Origin of the sequence: Chitinophaga sp. Hz27, assembly GCF_042263525.1 — a bacterium.
Taxonomy (GTDB): domain Bacteria; phylum Bacteroidota; class Bacteroidia; order Chitinophagales; family Chitinophagaceae; genus Chitinophaga.
Genome location: NZ_JBHKFJ010000008.1, coordinates 447,117 through 465,684 on the forward strand (window position 1 = coordinate 447,117; position 18,568 = coordinate 465,684).

Sequence of the window (18,568 nt, forward strand, 5' to 3'; positions counted from 1 at the left end):
ATTAACCCTGTAAAGGATTATCCCAGGAGATTTTTTTATCGTTCACTGTTATAAACAAAAATATTTTTCTCTAATAATTTATGTTCAGTAAACGTAGTTTATTATAGAGCGTCTTTCTGTCGATATTGAGCAGCTGTGCTGCTTTTGTTTTATTGTATTTCACTTCTTTCAGCACATTAACGATCTTGTTATATTCAGCTTGCAGTGCAACGCTCTTCAGGTCGTTTTCATTGGTTAGAATAGCAAGATCGCTTGGCAGTGGCATTTCTTCCTGTGGCTGTGCAAAAGACTCCTTCATTTCCAATGGTAAAGCCGCCATGGTGATATCTTCTCTTTCTGGCGTGAGCAAACAGGCGCGTCTGATCACGTTTTTCAGCTCACGGATATTTCCTGGCCAGCTGTACTGACGGAAACATTCCCAGACTTCACTGGATATCTTTCCGCAATTTTTATCTAATTCTCTTTCTACCTGCTTCACGAATGCTTCTATGAACAGTGAAAGGTCTTCCTGGCGTTCACGTAATGGTGGGATATAGATGGTGAATTCATTGATACGATGAAAAAGATCTTCTCTGAATTTGCCTTTCTGCACAGATTCTGAGAGTTTTTCATTGGAAGCAACGATGATCCTGACATCTACAGGCACTTCTTTCAGACTACCTACTTTCCGTATTACTTTTTCCTGCAAAACACGCAGCAATGCTACCTGTATATCATAAGAGAGATTGGAGATTTCATCCAGGAAAAGAGTACCACCCTGCGCCTGTTCGAAAGCACCAATTTTGGTGTTGATAGCACCGGTGAAAGATCCTTTTTCATGACCAAACAACTCACTCGCAGCAAGTTCTTTTGACAGCGAGCCACAATCCAGCGCTACAAAAGGTTGGTCATTTCGTTTACTGTGATAATGAATAAGATGAGCCACAGACTCTTTACCAGTACCGGTTTCACCGAAGATAATCACACTATAATCAGTAGGTGCCACGAGTTTAATCTGTCTGATCAGCTCTAGTGAATTGGCACTTTGGCCATATACATATTTATCACTTTTTTCCTGTTGATTACGTTGCAGCAGCGTTTCTCTGGCGATGGATTCGTCAGTTGATTCTACAGGTTGACTTGCAAGTCTTTCCTGTTCTGCTTCTTTATGTGCAAATGCTTTATGTACGAGATTAAGAATTTCGTCTGGATATAATGGTTTGGAAAGATAGTCATATGCACCGTTTTTCACCATTTCAACGGCTACACGAACATCAGTGTAACCAGTGATAATAATAACGATGGTATTAGGGCTGATCTGACGGATATCCTGCAATAGCTGCGCACCATCTGTATCTTTTAACCTGTAATCACACAGCACCAGATCGAAAGGTTTTTCTTTCATCATTTTGAGGGCGGCTGTACCGGTCATAGTGGTTTCCACAGCGAATCCGTGCTTCGTAAGAAATTTACTTAGCAGGGTGCAGATATTTATTTCATCATCTATTATTAGAATATTTCTCATCTGGATTTGGTGATTTATGGAACAGCTTACTTAAAATTACTAAATACTACGCAATCATGCGGACTACTAACTTTTTATACGATTTAGTAGTTCGTCTACACTTCTGACATTGAAAGGTTTGGCCAGGAAAAAGGAGGCGCCGGTAGTCAGGGCCTGCTGCTTCTCGGATTCATTGTCATATGCACTTATAGTAATTATGGGCAAAGAAGGATCTAATGCCTTGATCACAGGCAATGCTTCTAATCCTGAGCCATCCGGAAGATGGATATCCAGGAAAAGTAAGTCTGGTTTGTGATTCTGTAGATATTGTAGCCCATCGCGTAAAGCATGGACATACCTTACAGCATATCCATGCCTTACCAGATTAAGCTGCAGTAATCTGCAGATATCCGGTTCATCATCTATTATCAGGATATTGGGTCCTGAAGTTCGTTTATCAGTTGAAACCGATTCTGATCGGTTCCATGCTGTTGTCTTGTCGCGATGTAACATATTTATGCTTGTTCCATTCCTCCATTAGCAGTCTGGACATCAGGTAGCAGACGGTTGATTCTGCGCCCTGATTCTGGTTGACATTGTTCCTTTCGAGGCCGTCAAAGCATCCGTAAGTAAGTGGATTATAAACCAGTTGTTTAAGGTGGTTATTACCCAGGAACCAGCTGAAAGCTAATCGTAACCGCTCAAGGTAGGAACGATTTTTTGTGAAATTATAAAAAGTATGAAGGGCCAACATAGTATAAGCGACTTCTATTGGTTGTTCACCGCCTTCAGCTACTTTCGCCTCTTTGCGGTGATACCACGACTTATTACTAATCACCTTCATGTGATTATGGTTATAGGTTTTTTCCCACAGAAATGCCAAACTTTCTTCGGCAGTACGTCTATAGGCCTCTTCTCCTGTGATGGACCAGGCCATCATCATAGCTTCCGGCAAAACGGCGTTACCGTATGTAAGATATGGTTCATACCATTTCCAGGCATCATCCGCTTCCCGGTCATAACATTGCTGCAATCTATAGGCCAATGTTTTAACAATATCTTCGGCAATCTCAGATTTCCGATATTGCCGGTAGTAAAAAAGGCCCTTTATGGCAAATGCCATCGCTCTGGGTGACTTCAAATGCTCTATCCATTTCAGGCAAAGTCTGAATATCGCATTTACCTGCTGTAACAGATCGAAAGGCAGTTTATTGAAAGTATATAAAGCGTAGCCGAGTGCCCACACAGCGCGGCCATTTGCGTCTTCCAGATTTACTTCTTCATTCATCTCTGAGAAAGTACCATCTACATTCACGTAGTTAAGGAATTTACCAGATGGTTTCTGGCAATATTCTATGACATTGATGTATTTGCGGCAAAGGGAATATATGAAGGAAGTAGGTTGTAACTCCTTCATATACATACACATAGTAATCAATGCACGGGCATTATCGTCCAAAGTATAGCCCGACTCCGGATCAGGAACCTCATATTTAGAGAATTGGAGCATGCCGAACTCAGTGGTCATTCTGTCGATATGATCGAGATAAGGAGCGGGCAAATTAGGGAGGAGCGGTTTATCCTCCTCAAATACCTGGCTGATAATGCTCATATGGGCAATGGCTACATTTTCCCAGATGGAGCTGCGTGTTTTTTCAATAGCCGCTGTGCTCATTCTTCCTCTCAGTTCAGGATCACCGAGCAATTGGATTGCTTCTGTTGCCAGCTGCTGATCATTATTGAAATCTATAAGTCGTCCGCAATCACTGTCCAGCATTTCATTTGCCTGTACAAAGGAGGTGGAAATGATGGCACATCCTGCGCTCATAGCGTATACAAAAGTGCCGCTTACCGCCTGGTGCGGGTCTTTGGAGGTGAACAGGTAGATATCCGTTAAAGCCAGGTAATCCAGTAAGGTATTTAGAGAAAGATAATTGTTTACAAATCGTACATTATTTTCCAGCTTATATTCAACTACCAGCTGTTCGAGATAATTTCTGTATTTCTCGCCCTGGTGGGTGAATACAACAGGATGCGTTTTTCCCAGAATAAGATAAATGGCATTAGGATAATGTTGCACAATTTCTTTCATGGCTTTTATGCCAGTTTCAATACCCTTGTTTTCACTCAGCAAACCGAAGGTACTGAGAACCAATTTGTTTTGCAGATCGTATTGTTGTTTAAGCCCTTCCGGATCATCCACGATGTGTGCATGTGTACCATGCGGTATATGCACAATTTTGGACGTAGGCACATGGTATACCTCTTCCAATAATTTAGCAGAAGAATTAGTCATTACCATCACTTTTGCAGCTAATGCGCTGATCAGGCTCACCACTTTGATACATTTAGGGTCTGCGAAGGGTAATACCGTATGGAATCGGACAATAAAAGGTTTGTCAAGCATGGAGAGCATTCCTAAGAGATTATGCCCGTAATCTCCTCCCCAGAGGCCAAATTCATGTTCAATGCAGATAAGATCGATTTTATTGTTTCCATTTACCCTTTGTGCAAAAGCGATACAATCGTCGATATCGAATGGATTAAGCGTGTAAGTTACTTCCGGCTGATGCGGTGCGATTGGTTTCCCAGCCTCCTGTAAGGCACAAACCTGGATTTCTAATTTGCCTTCAAAACTTTTGCGCAGGGCGTTGATGAGGTCCTGTGCAAAGGTGGCAATTCCGCATTCACGAGGAGGATAAGAAGTAACAAAAAGCAAGGTTCTGGTCATAGTCCACATTTTTTTTCGTTTATAGAATACAGCCGTACCCTTTGGCGAGTTCAAATTTCAATCCATCACTTTTATGTGGAAATAAGCAAATTGAGCAGGATCTTTTGATGACTTTTCTCCACACTTTTTGGTCTACACTGAGGAACACCGGTGCTTGTCTGATTTGATAATTTTTTTTGCAAATTTTTGGTTAATCGGGGATTTCGTTAACATCTGATAAAGGTTTGCTATAAACAAAATTGTTTATTTCGTATCACATTAACAAACCAGTAACGCTGTATTCACAATGATATTCAGATGATCATTTTGATTCTATAAATATCGCACTGTACTGGGAATAAGGGATTAAAAGTGGGTAGTATTGTCAATAAGGAGATTATACAACTATCATAATAATAGTTATATAAAAAATACATCCAAGGTATGTTGTCCGTTTACGTATAATTTCGTGATTACGGAATAACAGAGCACCCAAGGAAACCTTAATAAAATGATGATGAAGCTTACCAAAATCGGGAAGGAAAAACCATTTGTAGAAATTCAAAACATACCCTCATGCGAAACATTTCTTGCACTTTCAATGTAGATGGTGTACCTACCAAGGTCATCCTAAGAAAAATTCCTAAAGAAAGAAGATTCTCCGTGTCATTAGATGGTGTATCAACTGAATACGTGATTTCTGATGAAACAAATGAAATCGAATACTATGACGGCCCCGTATTAAACGACTATTTTTTTAGCCGTGTTGTATGGCTGATCAGACAGTACTTCCCTAACGTACGTGCTATCGTGAAAGCTGGGGAAGATGATTATGAAGATTATGATGATTACTAGTATAAAAGAGATTTATTACATCCTTTCTAATCTATTTATGATTGTCATGTCATTATATAACCCGCATATATAATAAAGAAATTTGTAACCGGGGGAATTGTACTAATTCTTCACAGTTATATTTTAACCCCAATATTCCGAATTTACCTTTCGGCTTTTTTCATTTTGTTTCTCATAAGCAAAACAGCAGAATGGAGTGATCCGTTCTGCTGTAATTTTATGTAGCTGATAATCTTATTTATATCTACTTAGATAAAGCCCTTTTCCAGTGACAGGAAGGCTTCTGTGGGATTCACCTGCTGCCATAAGATAGCAAATACGGCTTGTGCCACTGGCATAAAAGCACCGATATTCCGGTTCATCTCATGCATACACTTACTGGCATAATATCCCTCTGCAATCATATTCAGTTCCAGTTGTGCGGCTTTCACAGAATACCCCTTGCCAATCATATTACCAAAGGTACGGTTACGACTATGCAAGGAGTAGCAAGTAACCAGCAGATCGCCGAGGTATGCGCTTGCACTGTAGTTATGAATTGTGCATTCCACTCCTTCTTCAGCAGCTTTTGCATTTTCATATTTCTCCAGAAAAGTCTGCATCTCCCTAAAGCAATTCGTAATAAAAACGCTCAGGAAGTTATCGCCATACTCCAGTCCATGAGCGATACCAGCGCCTAATGCATAAATATTCTTCAGCACAGCAGCAAGTTGCACACCAATAACATCTGTGTTGACGATGGTTTGCAGGTAGCTGTTAGAGAATTTATCAGCAATAGCCTGTGTTCTTTCAGGTATTAATCCGGAAAAGGTAAGGTAGGACAGCTTTTCATTCGCCACCTCTTCAGCATGACAAGGCCCTGTAATGGTGAAATACCTGTCTAACGGCAATTTGAAACGATTGGCCAGATATTCATTTATCAGCGTATTGGTACTAGGCACCAACCCTTTAATTGCTGAAATCACATGTTTATTATCGAAGGCATTCTCTGGTAAATCTACCAATACTTCTTCCAGGAAAGCGGAAGGTACGGAGAGTACTATCTGGTCAGCGGCGCCAACGATATATTCCAGGTCGCTGCTTAACTCCAGCAGGTTGGTATTAAAATGTACAGAAGTCAGGTAATGCTTATTGTGATGACGCAACTGCATATGCCTGATGGTATCTTCATTACGAATCCACCAGTAAATGCGATGTCCGTTATCTGTCAGGATCTTGGCAAGTGCGGTTGCCCAGCTTCCTCCGCCAATAATTCCTATACTGGTATCCTTACTCACAGTGCGAATTTTTACGCAATGTAACGAAATTGCCTCTATTGGAAATGAGAAAGCCGTCTCTATTGTATAGAGACGGCTTTCTGCAATACATTATAACGAATTATTTCTGTGTTCCTTCAAACAGCTGGGTCTTAGGCACCACTTTCACTTTTTTACCATTGGAAAGGGTCTTGCTTACAGCGCTGTAAGGGGCACTAATAATGGTATCTCCTTCTTTCAGGCCGGTTAATATTTGGATATTGGTATCGTCCTGAACACCGGTAGTTACAGTTACCATTTTAACGGTGTTGTCTTTTTCCAGTATAAACACCACTTCATTAAGCTCAGGCTTGGTGCTGGCTGAAGAAGAAGGCGTTGTATTATCCTGTTCTTGTTTTTTACCTGTTTTGGCACTATCAAGATCACGTGTGGTAACAGCGTTGATAGGAATAGCCAGTATGTTATTCACGTGTCTTGTCTGGATATCTACGCTGGCACTCATTCCTGGGCGGAAAGGATATACTCTTTTCTGACCATTGGTAGTAACAACGAGATCCTGGTAGCTGCTAGGCAGGACACGAATATGTACGATATAGTTGGTCACCTGTTCAGCGGAGCTGGTAGAGGCGGCAGTCTGCGAAGCTGCATTTTTGCTGGAGCTGGCAATCTGTGTAACGATGCCTTTGAATTTACGATTGTTATAAGCATCTACTTCAATGATAGCAGTATCACCGTATTTCACTTTAGGAATATCATTCTCTCCTACATCTACCTGTACTTCCATTGCGTTCATATCAGCGATACGCAGCATTTCTGTACCGGTCATTTGTGCTGTACCTACCACGCGTTCACCTTTCTTAACGCTCAATAGGGAGATGATACCACCCATTGGTGCGGCAATAGTAGTTCTGCCGAGGTTTTTATTAGCTTCTGTAAGGTTGGCCTGTGCGCTGGCAACCGCGAATCTATTACTATTGATAGATTGAACAGCTGCGTTGTAATCCGCCTGAGAGGCGAGATAAGTAGCTTCTGCGGTTTCAAACTCAGAACGGGAAATTACTTTCTGTTCGAGGAGGGATTTATTACGATCATATGCAGCTTTGTTTTGATCGAGACGAGCTTTATAAGAACTCAATGCGGCATTGGTGTTGGCAAGCTGGGCTTGCGACTGGCTTACGGAGGCAGCGGCTTTGTCTACCATGGAGCCGTAAATATCTGCATAGATCCTGGCAAGCACCTGGCCTTTTCTTACAGAATCGCCTTCTTGTACAAGCAGGTCAGTGATTTCACCGGAAACATCGGAGCTTACTTTTACTTCGATTTCAGGATAAATTTTACCGCTGGCGGTAACCACCTCGATAATATTTTTCTTTTCCGCTTTGTCTACTGCAACTTTAATCCCTTCTTCTTTTCCAATAACTCCTGCAGATTTTAATACAAGAAGTAGAATAACGAGTGAACCAAGAATGCCTATGAGCCAATAAAGTGTCTTTTTCTTCATAAAGCTGTTATTTCCTGGACAGACTACAGGGAAATTTTCTGATCTCTGTAGAATTCCAGCAATTTCATTTTAAATATATAATCATACTGTGCAGACACCTTATCGATTTGGGCTCTGAACAGTTTACTTTGAGTGGTGATATAATCTATGGTGTTCATCAAACCAAGATTAAAACGCTTGGTTGCAAAGTCATAGGCTTTTTGGGCAGCATCCACACCTTTTGTGGCTGCGTTGAATTTCTGTAATGCTGCTACAGCATTGGCATGGGCAGTATAGATATCTTGTCTGAGCTTCTGAATATCCTGATCACGGTTCAATCTTACATTTTCGAGGTTCAGGGCAGCTTTCTTTGAATTAGCTTTTGCCTGCCATCCATTAAAGATAGGAATACGAAGGCTCACTTGTACATACTGCTGGAAGTTATTACTGATTTGGTCCCAGAAAGGCGTCATGCTAATGGCGCTAGAAGGAAGTGTAAAACCTGGCTGTACTACATATTGTGATGGATTGCTGGCTAAGAAACCAACGGTATCAACCTTTGCAATTGCCTGTGACAGATCACTGGTTTTAATATTATTGGCAAAGCTAGATCCAAGTCCTGCCGTCAAGCTCAGGTTAGGATATTGCTGTGCTTTTACAGATTTATAATTATACTCTGCTGATTTGATCTTCATTTCATCGGACTTCAGCAGTGGATAAGTAGTGGTGGCGGTGCTGTATACCATTTCAGGTGCCATTTCATCCAGGCGTGCCATCTGTAGATCGAAGATGTTTTCCGGCACTTCTGGCTGGAAAGGGATTTCGAAGTCCAGATTCAGGTAAGCCTTCATCTGTAGGATAGACAAGGTCACATTATTCTGGGCTGTTACCAGGTTAACGCTATCTGAGGCCAGTTGAGCTTCCAGGTCGGCCTGGTTACTTTCTGGAACAGATCCTGCGATTACCAGTTTTTTGGTATTACCAAGGTTAGAGTTGGTCAGTTTCACCTGTACCTCATTCACCTTTACCTGTTCTATGTTCAGTAATATCTGGAGGAAAGCCGTTGCTACGTTAAAAGCAAGATCATTGCGGGCTTTATCCATCAGGAAGATATTAGACTTCAGGTCCATCATATTTGCTCTTACCTGATTTTGTATTGAAAACCAGTTGAATATGTTGACGGAAGTAGTCAATCCACCATTAGCAGAGTAGAATGATTGCTGAATATAGGTGTTGGTAGCCGGGCTGGGGTTACGACCTTCGTTAAAAGCACCACCAAGGTTGCCACTTAAGGAAGGTATCCTGCTAAGCTGACTCTGTTTTAGGGTTAACTCGGCCATACGTTTCTGTATGTCCTGCTGTTTAACCTGGATATTATGTTGCAATGCATAATCCACACAACGTTGCAAACTCCACGTATCCTGCGCCTCTGCCGGTGAGATGTTAGCAAACATGAACAAAAGCAGGACCCAGCCTGCGTATCGGGATAATCTCATAGCATTACAAAAATATAATAATTGTGATGATACTTTCATCTTCTTATTGACAGAAGGCAAAATTTTCGTAGGTATGGCAGCATACCTCGAATTTTGAGTGTACAACATACTGTATTTTTATCAGATTCGCTAAAAGCAACCAGAAATATTATGCTTGTATTTGTCCATCACGAAGCTGGATGATACGATTGCCATAGGTTGCATTAAGATCGGAGTGGGTAACTTGTACAATGGTGATTTTATCTTGCTGGTTAAGTTCTTTAAATAACTGCATGATTACTTTAGCCTGATCAGAGTGTAAATTACCAGTTGGCTCATCGGCCAGGATAACTCTTGGTTCTGACACCAGCGCCCTGGCAATACCTACCAGCTGTTGCTGGCCGCCGGACAGTTGATTAGGGAAAAGGTCTTTCTTGGCAACTATATTAAAACGGTCAAGGATATCCGCAACTTTACTCTTACGCTCCGAAGTAGGCACGTTCTTATATAATAATGGCGTTTCGATATTTTCATAAACCGTCAGCTCATCAATCAGATGATAAGCCTGGAATACAAAGCCTATGGCTCCCCGATGCAGCAATGTGCGTTTCTTTTCCGATAGTTTATCCACCTGTTCATTCTGGAAATGGTACTGACCTGCAGAAGGTTCCTCCAGTAAGCCCATAATATGGAGTAAGGTAGATTTACCTGAACCCGATGGTCCCATGATAGAAACAAACTCTCCTTCCTTGATTTCCAGATTGATATCTTTTAAAATTTCATTCTTTCCAAATCCTACAGGATAATGTTTGGATATATGCTGAAGCTGTATCATTGTAATATTTTTAAGAGATAAAAAGTGACAGCGTGTGTGGATACACCCGCTGGTTTGCTGTTTCTTGTTATTCTACTCGTATTAAAAAGTTAGTAACGTCAAAGATTATACGCAGAAATTATGATCTCTCCCCTATTCCCTTACACGTGAAATTGCTCACGGATATTTTCTGTTACCACACGACCGTCGAAGAGATTGATCACACGATGCGCAAAACCGGCATCATAAGGCGAGTGCGTCACCATTATCAGGGTGGTACCTGCATTATTCAGTTCCTGGAGGAGTTTCATTACCTCTTCCCCGTTGGACGAATCCAGGTTACCGGTAGGCTCATCCGCGAGTATCAGGTTGGGCTTTGCTACCACCGCACGTGCAATGGCTACACGCTGTTGCTGACCGCCAGAAAGCTGCTGTGGGAAGTGATTACGTCGATGCATAATATTCATGCGCTCCAGCACTTCTTCGACCTTCTGCTTTCTTTCATGGCCTGGCACTTTCAGGTACAGCAAAGGCAATTCTACATTTTCATATACCGTAAGTTCATCTATCAGATTGAAACTCTGAAAAACGAATCCTATGGCTCCTTTGCGCAGTTGCGCACGTTGGCGCTCACTCATTCTGGCCACTTCTTTTCCCCAGAAATGATATTCTCCATCAGAAGGATTATCCAATAAACCCAGGATGTTCAGTAAGGTGGACTTACCACAACCGGAAGGCCCCATGATCGCTACAAATTCTCCATCCTGCACTTCCATGTTGATCCCGTTTAGCGCAGTGGTTTCTACTTCTTCTGTAGTAAACAATTTTTGTAAGTTAACGGTGCGTATCATAATTTCTTTTTAAGGGATTTGAAATATAATATTACTAAAAGGCTAAGACATCTTTGTTACCAAAACTCTCATAAGATGAGGTGATTACCTGATCGCCAGGATGCAGGCCATCCAGGACTTCAAAAAACAGTGGATTTTTACGACCCAGGGTGATATTACGTTTTACAGCACGTTTTCCTCCCTTGTCTACTACATAAACCCAGTTGCCACCGGTGTCAGAGAAGAAGCCGCCCAATGGCAATAACACTGCTTCTGCCGATTTACCCAATACCAGACGAATAGGGCTGGATTGTCCACGACGAATACCTTCCGGGGTTTGTTTCTCGAAGTTCAGATCTGCCTGGAAACGGCCGTTCTTCACCTCCGGATATACTTTAGTGACGATCATGTCGTAATTCTTACCATCAAATTCAAAAGAAGCTCTTAGCCCTGCAAATACCTGTGAAACATAATGCTCGTCTATATCTGCTCTGAGTTTAAACCCATTCAGATCATCGATCTGACCAATGTTTTGTCCGGCGGTAATGCTGGAACCTACTTCTACATCTATTGATGACAGCTGACCTGATACAGGAGCCCTTACTATCAAACTATTAAGGTTCTCTTTCATTAAGGCCAGGTTACGTTGTGTGCGAACGAGCGTACCTTCCAGCTGGGAAATCTGACGCACCGCATTTTCATCCTGGTATTTCTGTGATTGCATTTGGATGTCGCGTTGTTTCAGCAGACCTTCCAATTCAAATTTATTCTTGTTAAACTCTTGACGCGCAACGATCTTCTCCTCCACCAACTGCTTATTTCTATCATAAAGATCCTGTGCTTCTGCAATCTTCGCATCCATCTCATAAATGGTTTGCTGCATAGTAAACTTCTGCTGACGAATGCTTAACCTGGTATTCTGCAACTCATTCTGCAAACGATATATCTCCGTTTCATGATTTACAAAGTCCATCATGAGCCGCTGGTTATCAAGTCGTAATATTGAATCTCCCGCTTTTACCATGCTGCCTCCTTCCAGGTATTTATGGCTTACATAACCTCCTTCGATAGCATCCAGTCGGATCGTTTTCAATGGCATCACCACTGCAGTTACAGCGATGTATACGTCAAAAGTTCCTTTGGTAACGGGAGAAACGGTTATTTTATCTTTTTCCACATTCAAGGTGGAACGATGGTCGGCAAAGATGAGATTATAAGCAAGCAGTAATACTACCAAGCTTGCACCTCCTATCATCAGGATGCGTTTTTTAGACCAAAACTTCTTTTCTATTTTTCTATCCATGATTTACAGATAATTTGCTGTCCGGTATAAGTCAACCGATATGCCAGAATAATAAAACACTATTTATCAACATGTTATAGCATAATTACAATCGTATAGATGTCCTGTGCCGGACAGCCTTCGTTCACATTCGGACACTTTTAAATCTTTGTATTTCTCCGGAAAAAATTTCTTTATTATTGTGTCAAATACCCAACATAATTACCGCTATGACCACATTGCAACAGGGGAAAATCCTTATAATAGATGATGATGCTGATGTTTTACGAGCAGCCCGATTATTACTCAAACGTCATTTTGAACAAGTAGATTTCGAGAAGAATCCCCAAAAGATTCCTTACCTCGTAACCAACTTCGACTATGATGTCATTTTGCTAGACATGAACTTCACCCGTGACCTCAACAGTGGGAAAGAGGGCTTTGAGTGGCTGGATCGCATCCTGGATATAAAACCTGAATCAACAGTAGTGCTGTTTACCGCCTATGGTGATGTGGAAATGGCTGTCAGGGCGATTAAAGCCGGAGCTACTGATTTTGTGCTTAAGCCCTGGGAGAACGATAAACTATTAGCGACTATTCAGGCAGCGTATAACAAACACCAGGCTGGCAGCAGCAAACCCAATACCGTTGCGGCGCCGCCCCAAAATGGCAACTTGCTGATCGGCAAAAGCCCTGCCATGCAAGAAGTTTTTGACACCGTAGAGCGTGTAGCCGGCACCGATGCCAATATCCTTATACTCGGTGAAAACGGAACCGGTAAAGATATGCTGGCACGACATATACATCAGCTCTCTCATCGTAATAGCAAACCCTTCGTGAGCGTGGACCTGGGCGCTATTGCAGAAAGCCTGTTCGAAAGTGAACTGTTTGGGCATGTAAAAGGCGCCTTCACAGATGCACGCGAAGACAGAGCCGGACGCTTTGAAGAAGCCAATGCAGGCACCATTTTCCTGGACGAAATAGGCAACGTAACAATTCCTCTTCAAGCCAAACTATTGACGGTTTTACAAAACAGGAATGTTACCAAAGTAGGATCGAATAAAAACATCAATATAGATGTAAGGCTGATATGCGCCACCAATCGTAATCTGCCACAGCTGGCCACTCAGCATCTTTTCCGTCAGGATTTACTTTTCCGTATCAATACCATTGAAATAAATCTGCCTCCCTTGCGTGAACGTATAGAAGATATTGTGCCACTGGCAGAACACTTCTTAACTATATACAGAGACAAATACAAAAGGCCTGTTAATAGCATGAGTGACTCACTCATTAACCAGTTACAGAAATATGACTGGCCTGGAAATATCCGTGAATTACAGCATGCTATTGAAAGAGCAGTCATCCTTTCTCAAGGAAAAATCTTGCAACCTAAGGATGTATTCACAAAAAGTAACAGCGTTACCGATCAACCAGCCGATACTGGTTACAACCTGGAAGACATGGAAAGAAACGTGATTACCCAGGCAATGAAAAAATGTAACGGCAATATCACAGAAGCTGCAAAAGAGCTAGGACTCAGCAGGGCCGCACTTTACAGAAGACTGGAAAAATACAACATCTAATCATGAACGGATTTAGTATCAATATATCATTGAGGGTAGTACTCCTAACTATTACTATCACTGCAGGCGTATGGGTATTCCTGGATATCAACACATCCCTGGCATACCTTTTCCTGCCATTGATATTGATACAGATGTATGGTATCTATTATTATCTCAATAGGATTAACCGCAAACTCACACTATTCCTAGAGTCTATCAGATATGAAGATTTCTCTATCAGGTTCAGTGCGGATAATAAATTAGGCAGAAGCTTCAAATTGCTTAACCAGCAGTTCAATGAAGTACTGGAGGCTTTCCGCCAGACAAGGGCCGAGAAAGAAGCCAATCTCAAATACATTGATACGATCGTCCAACATATCAGTATCGGTGTGCTATCTTTTGATGCCGAAGGAAAAATCGAGTTGATAAATCCGGCTGCATTCAGGCTGCTAGGACTTTACAGGCTACGTAATCTCGTTGAATTAAAGAACATTCATCCAGGCTTGTATGATTTATTGCTTGAACTGCCTGCGAATAACAAGGCCTTATATGCCACCAAACAGCAGCAACAACTTTCTATTCATGCCACTGCAGTACGATTGCAGGGCAGATTGATTAAGTTGATCTCTATACAAAATATCCATTCTGAGCTGCAGAAGAAAGAGCTGGAAGCATGGCAAAATCTGACGAAGATCTTACGTCATGAAATCATGAATTCTGTAACGCCTATTGTATCACTGATTGGTACTATGCGTGAAATCGTTGATGTAGACATTGCTCCGAGTGCCAATAACAAGGAAGGGATTGCGGATCTGCGCGAAGCCTTGGAAACAGTGGAAAGCAGAAGTAAGGGCATCATGAATTTCGTGAATGCCTACCGCGATTATACTACATTACCGCAGCCTCAGTTCACCAATATAAATGTTCGTACGTTGGTAACTGGCGTTAGTAGTTTGTTCCAGCCAGATATGAAACAGGCAGGTATTCAGTTTTTGTTAATGGTAGATGCAGATCAGGCAGAATTACATGCAGATGTTTCTCAACTACAGATGGTATTGATTAACCTGATCAAAAACGCCATGGACGCGCTGGAGCATACGCACGAACCAGCAATAGAAATGAAAGTTTATCAACCTGCCAACGGCCAGGTAATAATTGAGGTAACGGATAATGGCCCTGGCATTGACGAAGGCGCCATGGAAAAGATTTTCATACCTTTCTTTACCACAAAGAAAAAAGGTTCCGGCATTGGACTTAGCTTATCACAGCAAATCGTTCAATTGCACGGTGGACAACTAAAGGTAAATAGTCCGGGTAATAACGGTAATGGTTCTACGTTTTCTATTTCTTTAAATATCTGACCAAAACAAAACATATGCTAAAGTCCAGGTGGTTAATCATTTTCCTGATAGTATTAGTAGCAGACGTAGTATTTACCGGGTTGCACCTTGAAACCTATAGATATATTAGTAAACCACTATTAACCATCATTTTAGCCATATATGCATTAAGTGAAGGAAAAGCAATTCGTGGAAGTTTTAAAGCCTTTTTACTGCTTGCATTATTATTTTCATTTGGGGGAGATGTATTATTGATGTTTGAGCATATCAACCCGATATACTTCATGCTGGGATTGGGAAGCTTTCTGCTGGCACATGCCATGTACATCACTTTTTTCCTGAAGATCAGGTATAGTAACCTTCCTGCACCTTTTTGTAAATATCCGCTAATACTATTACATGCGGCCTTCCTCATCTGGTTTATACTTTTCTTGTTCCCTCATTTGGGAGCGCTTCGTATACCCGTGATCATTTATGCCTTAACCATTTCAGTAACGGTGCAGAGTGTACTGCATGCATTCTATTTCAAATGGCAACCTGAAGGCTGGTATTGTATTATCGGAGCTGTTCTGTTCATGATCTCTGATAGCCTCATTGCTGTAGGGAAATTCTATCATCCACTACCGGCAAACGGCGTCTGGGTAATGCTTACCTATGGTCTGGCCCAGCTAGGCCTTGTGTATGGCGCGGTTAGGTTCTTTGATGAACACCGGCGCTAAATCTTCTGATTATTTAGCACTATTAGCTTTCGTAGTTATTCGTATTTTTGTTGCCTTATGCAACAAACAGATTTTCTTGTAATCGGATCAGGTATAGCAGGACTGACATATGCGCTGAAGGTATCACAGCAATGTCCTGACAAAAAGATTACGATCATCACCAAGAGCAGAGAGGATGAAACCAATACGAAGTATGCGCAGGGTGGTGTGGCAGTAGTAAACGATCTGGAAAATGATAGTTTCGAGAAACATATCGATGATACGCTGATTGCCGGAGATGGACTTTGTAATCCCAAAGTGGTGGAAATCGTTGTCACCGAAGGCCCGGAGCGAGTGAACGAGATCATCGAATGGGGCGCTAATTTCGATAAAAACTCTAACGGTGATTTTTCTTTGGGTCGCGAAGGCGGACACTCTGTATTCAGGGTAATTCACCATAAAGATATTACCGGCAAAGAAATAGAAAGAGCGCTGCTGGAAGCTATTCACCGTCGCCCGAACATTGAACTGGTAACCCATTGTTTTGTTGTAGATCTCATCACCCAGCATCACCTGGGATACCTCGTTACCAAATCCACTCCTGATATTGAATGTTATGGTGTTTACGTTCTCAATCGTAAAACCAACGAGATAGAAAAAATTCTTTCCAAAATTACCTTACTTGCTACTGGCGGAAACGGACAAGTATATCGTAGTACTACTAACCCTACGATTGCTACCGGCGACGGCATTGCCATGGTATATAGAGCCAAAGGAAGGATTGAGAATATGGAGTTCATCCAGTTTCATCCTACCGCTTTATACCAACCAGGCGTAAGTCCAAGCTTCCTGATTACAGAAGCAGTAAGAGGTGATGGTGGTATTCTACGTAATATCCATGGCGAAGACTTTATGCATAAGTACGATCCTCGGCTATCGCTCGCACCACGCGATATCGTAGCCAGAGCAATGGATAGTGAGATGAAGATCACTGGTACCGAGTTTGTATACCTGGATTGCAGACATATGGATCTGGAAAAGTTCATTCAGCATTTCCCTAACATTTACGAGACCTGCAAAACAGCTGGCATCGATATAAAGACGCAAATGATACCAGTGGCTCCTGCGGCTCATTACAGCTGCGGAGGCATTAAAACAAATGAATGGGGCTTAACCTCTATCCGTAATTTATACGCCTGTGGCGAATGCGCCAGCACCGGCCTTCATGGGGCCAACCGCCTGGCCTCCAACTCTTTGCTGGAAGCCATGGTATTCGCTCACCGCTGCTTTATGGATGCCACCAGTAAGATCGATACGATCAATTTTAGAGATAATGTGCCAGACTGGGATGCCAGAGGTACACAGGCGCCGAAAGAGATGATCCTTATCACCCAAAGTCTGAAAGAACTGCAACAGATTATGAGTGATTATGTAGGTATAGTGAGAACTGACGTACGTTTGAAACGTGCCATGCGAAGACTGGATATGTTACATGAAGAAACAGAGAACCTCTATGAACAAACAGAAGTTTCTCCACAGCTTTGTGAGTTGAGAAATATGATCACAGTGGCTTATCTGATTGTCAAAGGAGCAGCATTCCGCAGAGAAAGCCGTGGATTACACTTTAATACCGATTATCCGTTTAAATGCGAATTAATCCAGAACATCGTTTTGTAAGGCTTAGTTAGGGTTTCGTACCTTTGGGCCATCAATTCAATTAGCGCAAGGATGTATTATATATTGCTAGCCATTTGTTATGGTATTTCGTTGCTGCCATTGCGTGTGCTATATCTGCTGAGTGATTTCCTTTACCTGCTGGTATACTACGTTTTCGGTTATCGCAAGAAAGTAGTGTTTGAAAATCTTCGTCAGGCCTTTCCTGACAAGTCAGAAGCGGAGATCAGCAGTATTGCCCGCAAATATTATCGAAACCTTACTGATATGATGGTGGAAACCATCAAGCTGCTGACGATGCGTAAGTCAACGCTGAAGAAGCGTTTTATTTGTGACCTCACCGTTTTGAAGGACCTTTATGCAAGAGGCAAAAGCTGCCAGATGCACCTTGGTCATAACTTTAACTGGGAATGGGCCAATTTGTATTGTATGCAAGGTGTTTCATATCCTTTTCTGGTAGTGTATATGCCACTAACCAATAAGTCCGCGGATAGGCTATTCCGCCACTTCCGCGAGAGGGCTGGCTCTATATTGCTGCCTGCAAATGATATGGGCAACAGCATCAAACCATGGTTGGATAAACAATACCTGATTGCACTCGTAGCAGATCAAAACCCAGGAAACCCGCGCAGCTGCTTCTGGTATCCGTTCCTTAATAAAATGACGCCGTTTTATAAAGGCCCTGAAATGAGCGCCAGACGTCATAATATTCCTGTTGTTTTTGTTGATATCAGAAAGACAAAACGTGGTTATTACCATGCAGAGTTAAAGCTGATGTTTGAAGAACCATCAAAAGAACCTATTGGTAAGATTACAGAGACATTTGTGAATTACCTGGAGAAGAATATCCACGAACAGCCGGAGGTTTGGGTGTGGAGTCATCGCAGATGGAAACACAAATATGAAGACTGGGTAAAAGATGAACCTAAAACAATTTCATAAAAAAACGAGGGTGTCTCAAAAGGCACCCTCTTTTTTTTGGGGGGGGAAATCTCTTAGACAGTTTTTTCCGTTCGTATGATATGCCCAAAGGAAAAACACTCTCAGTTGTATTTAAAGCCTCCTTGCAACACCAGGCAATGCTTTTCCCACCAGAGATAGGT

Annotated in this window: 15 protein-coding genes; 6 read left to right on the forward strand and 9 right to left on the reverse strand. The window is 42.0% G+C overall.

Translation table 11 applies throughout. The features are described 5' to 3' along the window. Nucleotides 1-70 precede the first annotated feature (70 nt). From ACE38W_RS21055 to ACE38W_RS21065, 3 genes are all read right to left on the reverse strand, one after another. The gene (locus tag ACE38W_RS21055; RefSeq protein ID WP_375834276.1) at nucleotides 71-1,504 is read right to left on the reverse strand and encodes a sigma-54-dependent transcriptional regulator; all 1,434 of its coding nucleotides are present in this window, start codon (nucleotides 1,502-1,504) and stop codon (nucleotides 71-73) included. A 66-nt stretch (nucleotides 1,505-1,570) separates the two neighbouring features. Beyond that, a complete protein-coding gene (locus ACE38W_RS21060) occupies nucleotides 1,571-1,996 on the reverse strand; it encodes a response regulator transcription factor (protein WP_375834278.1) in 426 nt (141 codons plus the stop codon). Next, nucleotides 1,941-4,214 (reverse strand): glycosyltransferase, encoded by a 2,274-nt coding sequence (locus tag ACE38W_RS21065; RefSeq protein WP_375834281.1) that lies wholly within the window; start codon nucleotides 4,212-4,214, stop codon nucleotides 1,941-1,943. The genes ACE38W_RS21060 and ACE38W_RS21065 overlap by 56 nt, the downstream gene beginning before the upstream one ends. 555 nt (nucleotides 4,215-4,769) lie before the next feature. Here ACE38W_RS21065 and ACE38W_RS21070 point away from each other — a divergent pair. Then, nucleotides 4,770-5,048 (forward strand): hypothetical protein, encoded by a 279-nt coding sequence (locus ACE38W_RS21070; protein ID WP_375834283.1) that lies wholly within the window; start codon nucleotides 4,770-4,772, stop codon nucleotides 5,046-5,048. Between the two features lie 248 nt (nucleotides 5,049-5,296). Here ACE38W_RS21070 and ACE38W_RS21075 read toward each other — a convergent pair whose 3' ends face one another. The 6 genes from ACE38W_RS21075 to ACE38W_RS21100 all read right to left on the reverse strand — a co-directional run bounded on the left by ACE38W_RS21075 (nucleotide 5,297) and on the right by ACE38W_RS21100 (nucleotide 12,206). After that, a complete protein-coding gene (locus tag ACE38W_RS21075; protein WP_375834286.1) occupies nucleotides 5,297-6,325 on the reverse strand; it encodes an NAD(P)H-dependent glycerol-3-phosphate dehydrogenase in 1,029 nt (342 codons plus the stop codon). A gap of 100 nt (nucleotides 6,326-6,425) precedes the next feature. After that, nucleotides 6,426-7,805, reverse strand: coding sequence for an efflux RND transporter periplasmic adaptor subunit (locus tag ACE38W_RS21080; RefSeq protein ID WP_375834289.1), 1,380 nt, complete (start codon nucleotides 7,803-7,805; stop codon nucleotides 6,426-6,428). 23 nt (nucleotides 7,806-7,828) lie between these two features. Beyond that, on the reverse strand, nucleotides 7,829-9,280 hold the full coding sequence (locus tag ACE38W_RS21085) for a TolC family protein (protein WP_375834292.1): 1,452 nt from the start codon (nucleotides 9,278-9,280) through the stop codon (nucleotides 7,829-7,831). Nucleotides 9,281-9,428: 148 nt separating this feature from the next. Continuing rightward, on the reverse strand, nucleotides 9,429-10,094 hold the full coding sequence (locus ACE38W_RS21090) for an ABC transporter ATP-binding protein (protein WP_375834294.1): 666 nt from the start codon (nucleotides 10,092-10,094) through the stop codon (nucleotides 9,429-9,431). A 140-nt stretch (nucleotides 10,095-10,234) separates the two neighbouring features. Then, nucleotides 10,235-10,924 carry an ABC transporter ATP-binding protein gene (locus ACE38W_RS21095; RefSeq protein WP_375834296.1) on the reverse strand — a complete coding sequence of 230 codons (690 nt, stop codon included), beginning with the start codon at nucleotides 10,922-10,924 and terminating at the stop codon, nucleotides 10,235-10,237. A 34-nt stretch (nucleotides 10,925-10,958) separates the two neighbouring features. Continuing rightward, the gene (locus ACE38W_RS21100) at nucleotides 10,959-12,206 is read right to left on the reverse strand and encodes an efflux RND transporter periplasmic adaptor subunit (RefSeq protein ID WP_375834299.1); all 1,248 of its coding nucleotides are present in this window, start codon (nucleotides 12,204-12,206) and stop codon (nucleotides 10,959-10,961) included. A 209-nt stretch (nucleotides 12,207-12,415) separates the two neighbouring features. On the opposite strand from ACE38W_RS21100, the gene ACE38W_RS21105 reads away from it, so the two are divergent. The 5 genes from ACE38W_RS21105 to ACE38W_RS21125 are packed head-to-tail and all read left to right on the forward strand — an operon-like array spanning nucleotide 12,416 to nucleotide 18,407. Next, nucleotides 12,416-13,771 carry a sigma-54-dependent transcriptional regulator gene (locus ACE38W_RS21105; protein ID WP_375834302.1) on the forward strand — a complete coding sequence of 452 codons (1,356 nt, stop codon included), beginning with the start codon at nucleotides 12,416-12,418 and terminating at the stop codon, nucleotides 13,769-13,771. Between the two features lie 2 nt (nucleotides 13,772-13,773). Further along, nucleotides 13,774-15,114 carry a PAS domain-containing sensor histidine kinase gene (locus ACE38W_RS21110; protein WP_375834305.1) on the forward strand — a complete coding sequence of 447 codons (1,341 nt, stop codon included), beginning with the start codon at nucleotides 13,774-13,776 and terminating at the stop codon, nucleotides 15,112-15,114. A 14-nt stretch (nucleotides 15,115-15,128) separates the two neighbouring features. Next, nucleotides 15,129-15,812, forward strand: coding sequence for a lysoplasmalogenase (locus ACE38W_RS21115; RefSeq protein ID WP_375834307.1), 684 nt, complete (start codon nucleotides 15,129-15,131; stop codon nucleotides 15,810-15,812). A gap of 57 nt (nucleotides 15,813-15,869) precedes the next feature. Continuing rightward, the gene (gene nadB / locus ACE38W_RS21120; RefSeq protein ID WP_375834309.1) at nucleotides 15,870-17,468 is read left to right on the forward strand and encodes an L-aspartate oxidase; all 1,599 of its coding nucleotides are present in this window, start codon (nucleotides 15,870-15,872) and stop codon (nucleotides 17,466-17,468) included. A gap of 51 nt (nucleotides 17,469-17,519) precedes the next feature. Next, a complete protein-coding gene (locus tag ACE38W_RS21125; RefSeq protein ID WP_375834312.1) occupies nucleotides 17,520-18,407 on the forward strand; it encodes a lysophospholipid acyltransferase family protein in 888 nt (295 codons plus the stop codon). The last annotated feature ends 161 nt before the right edge of the window (nucleotides 18,408-18,568 follow it).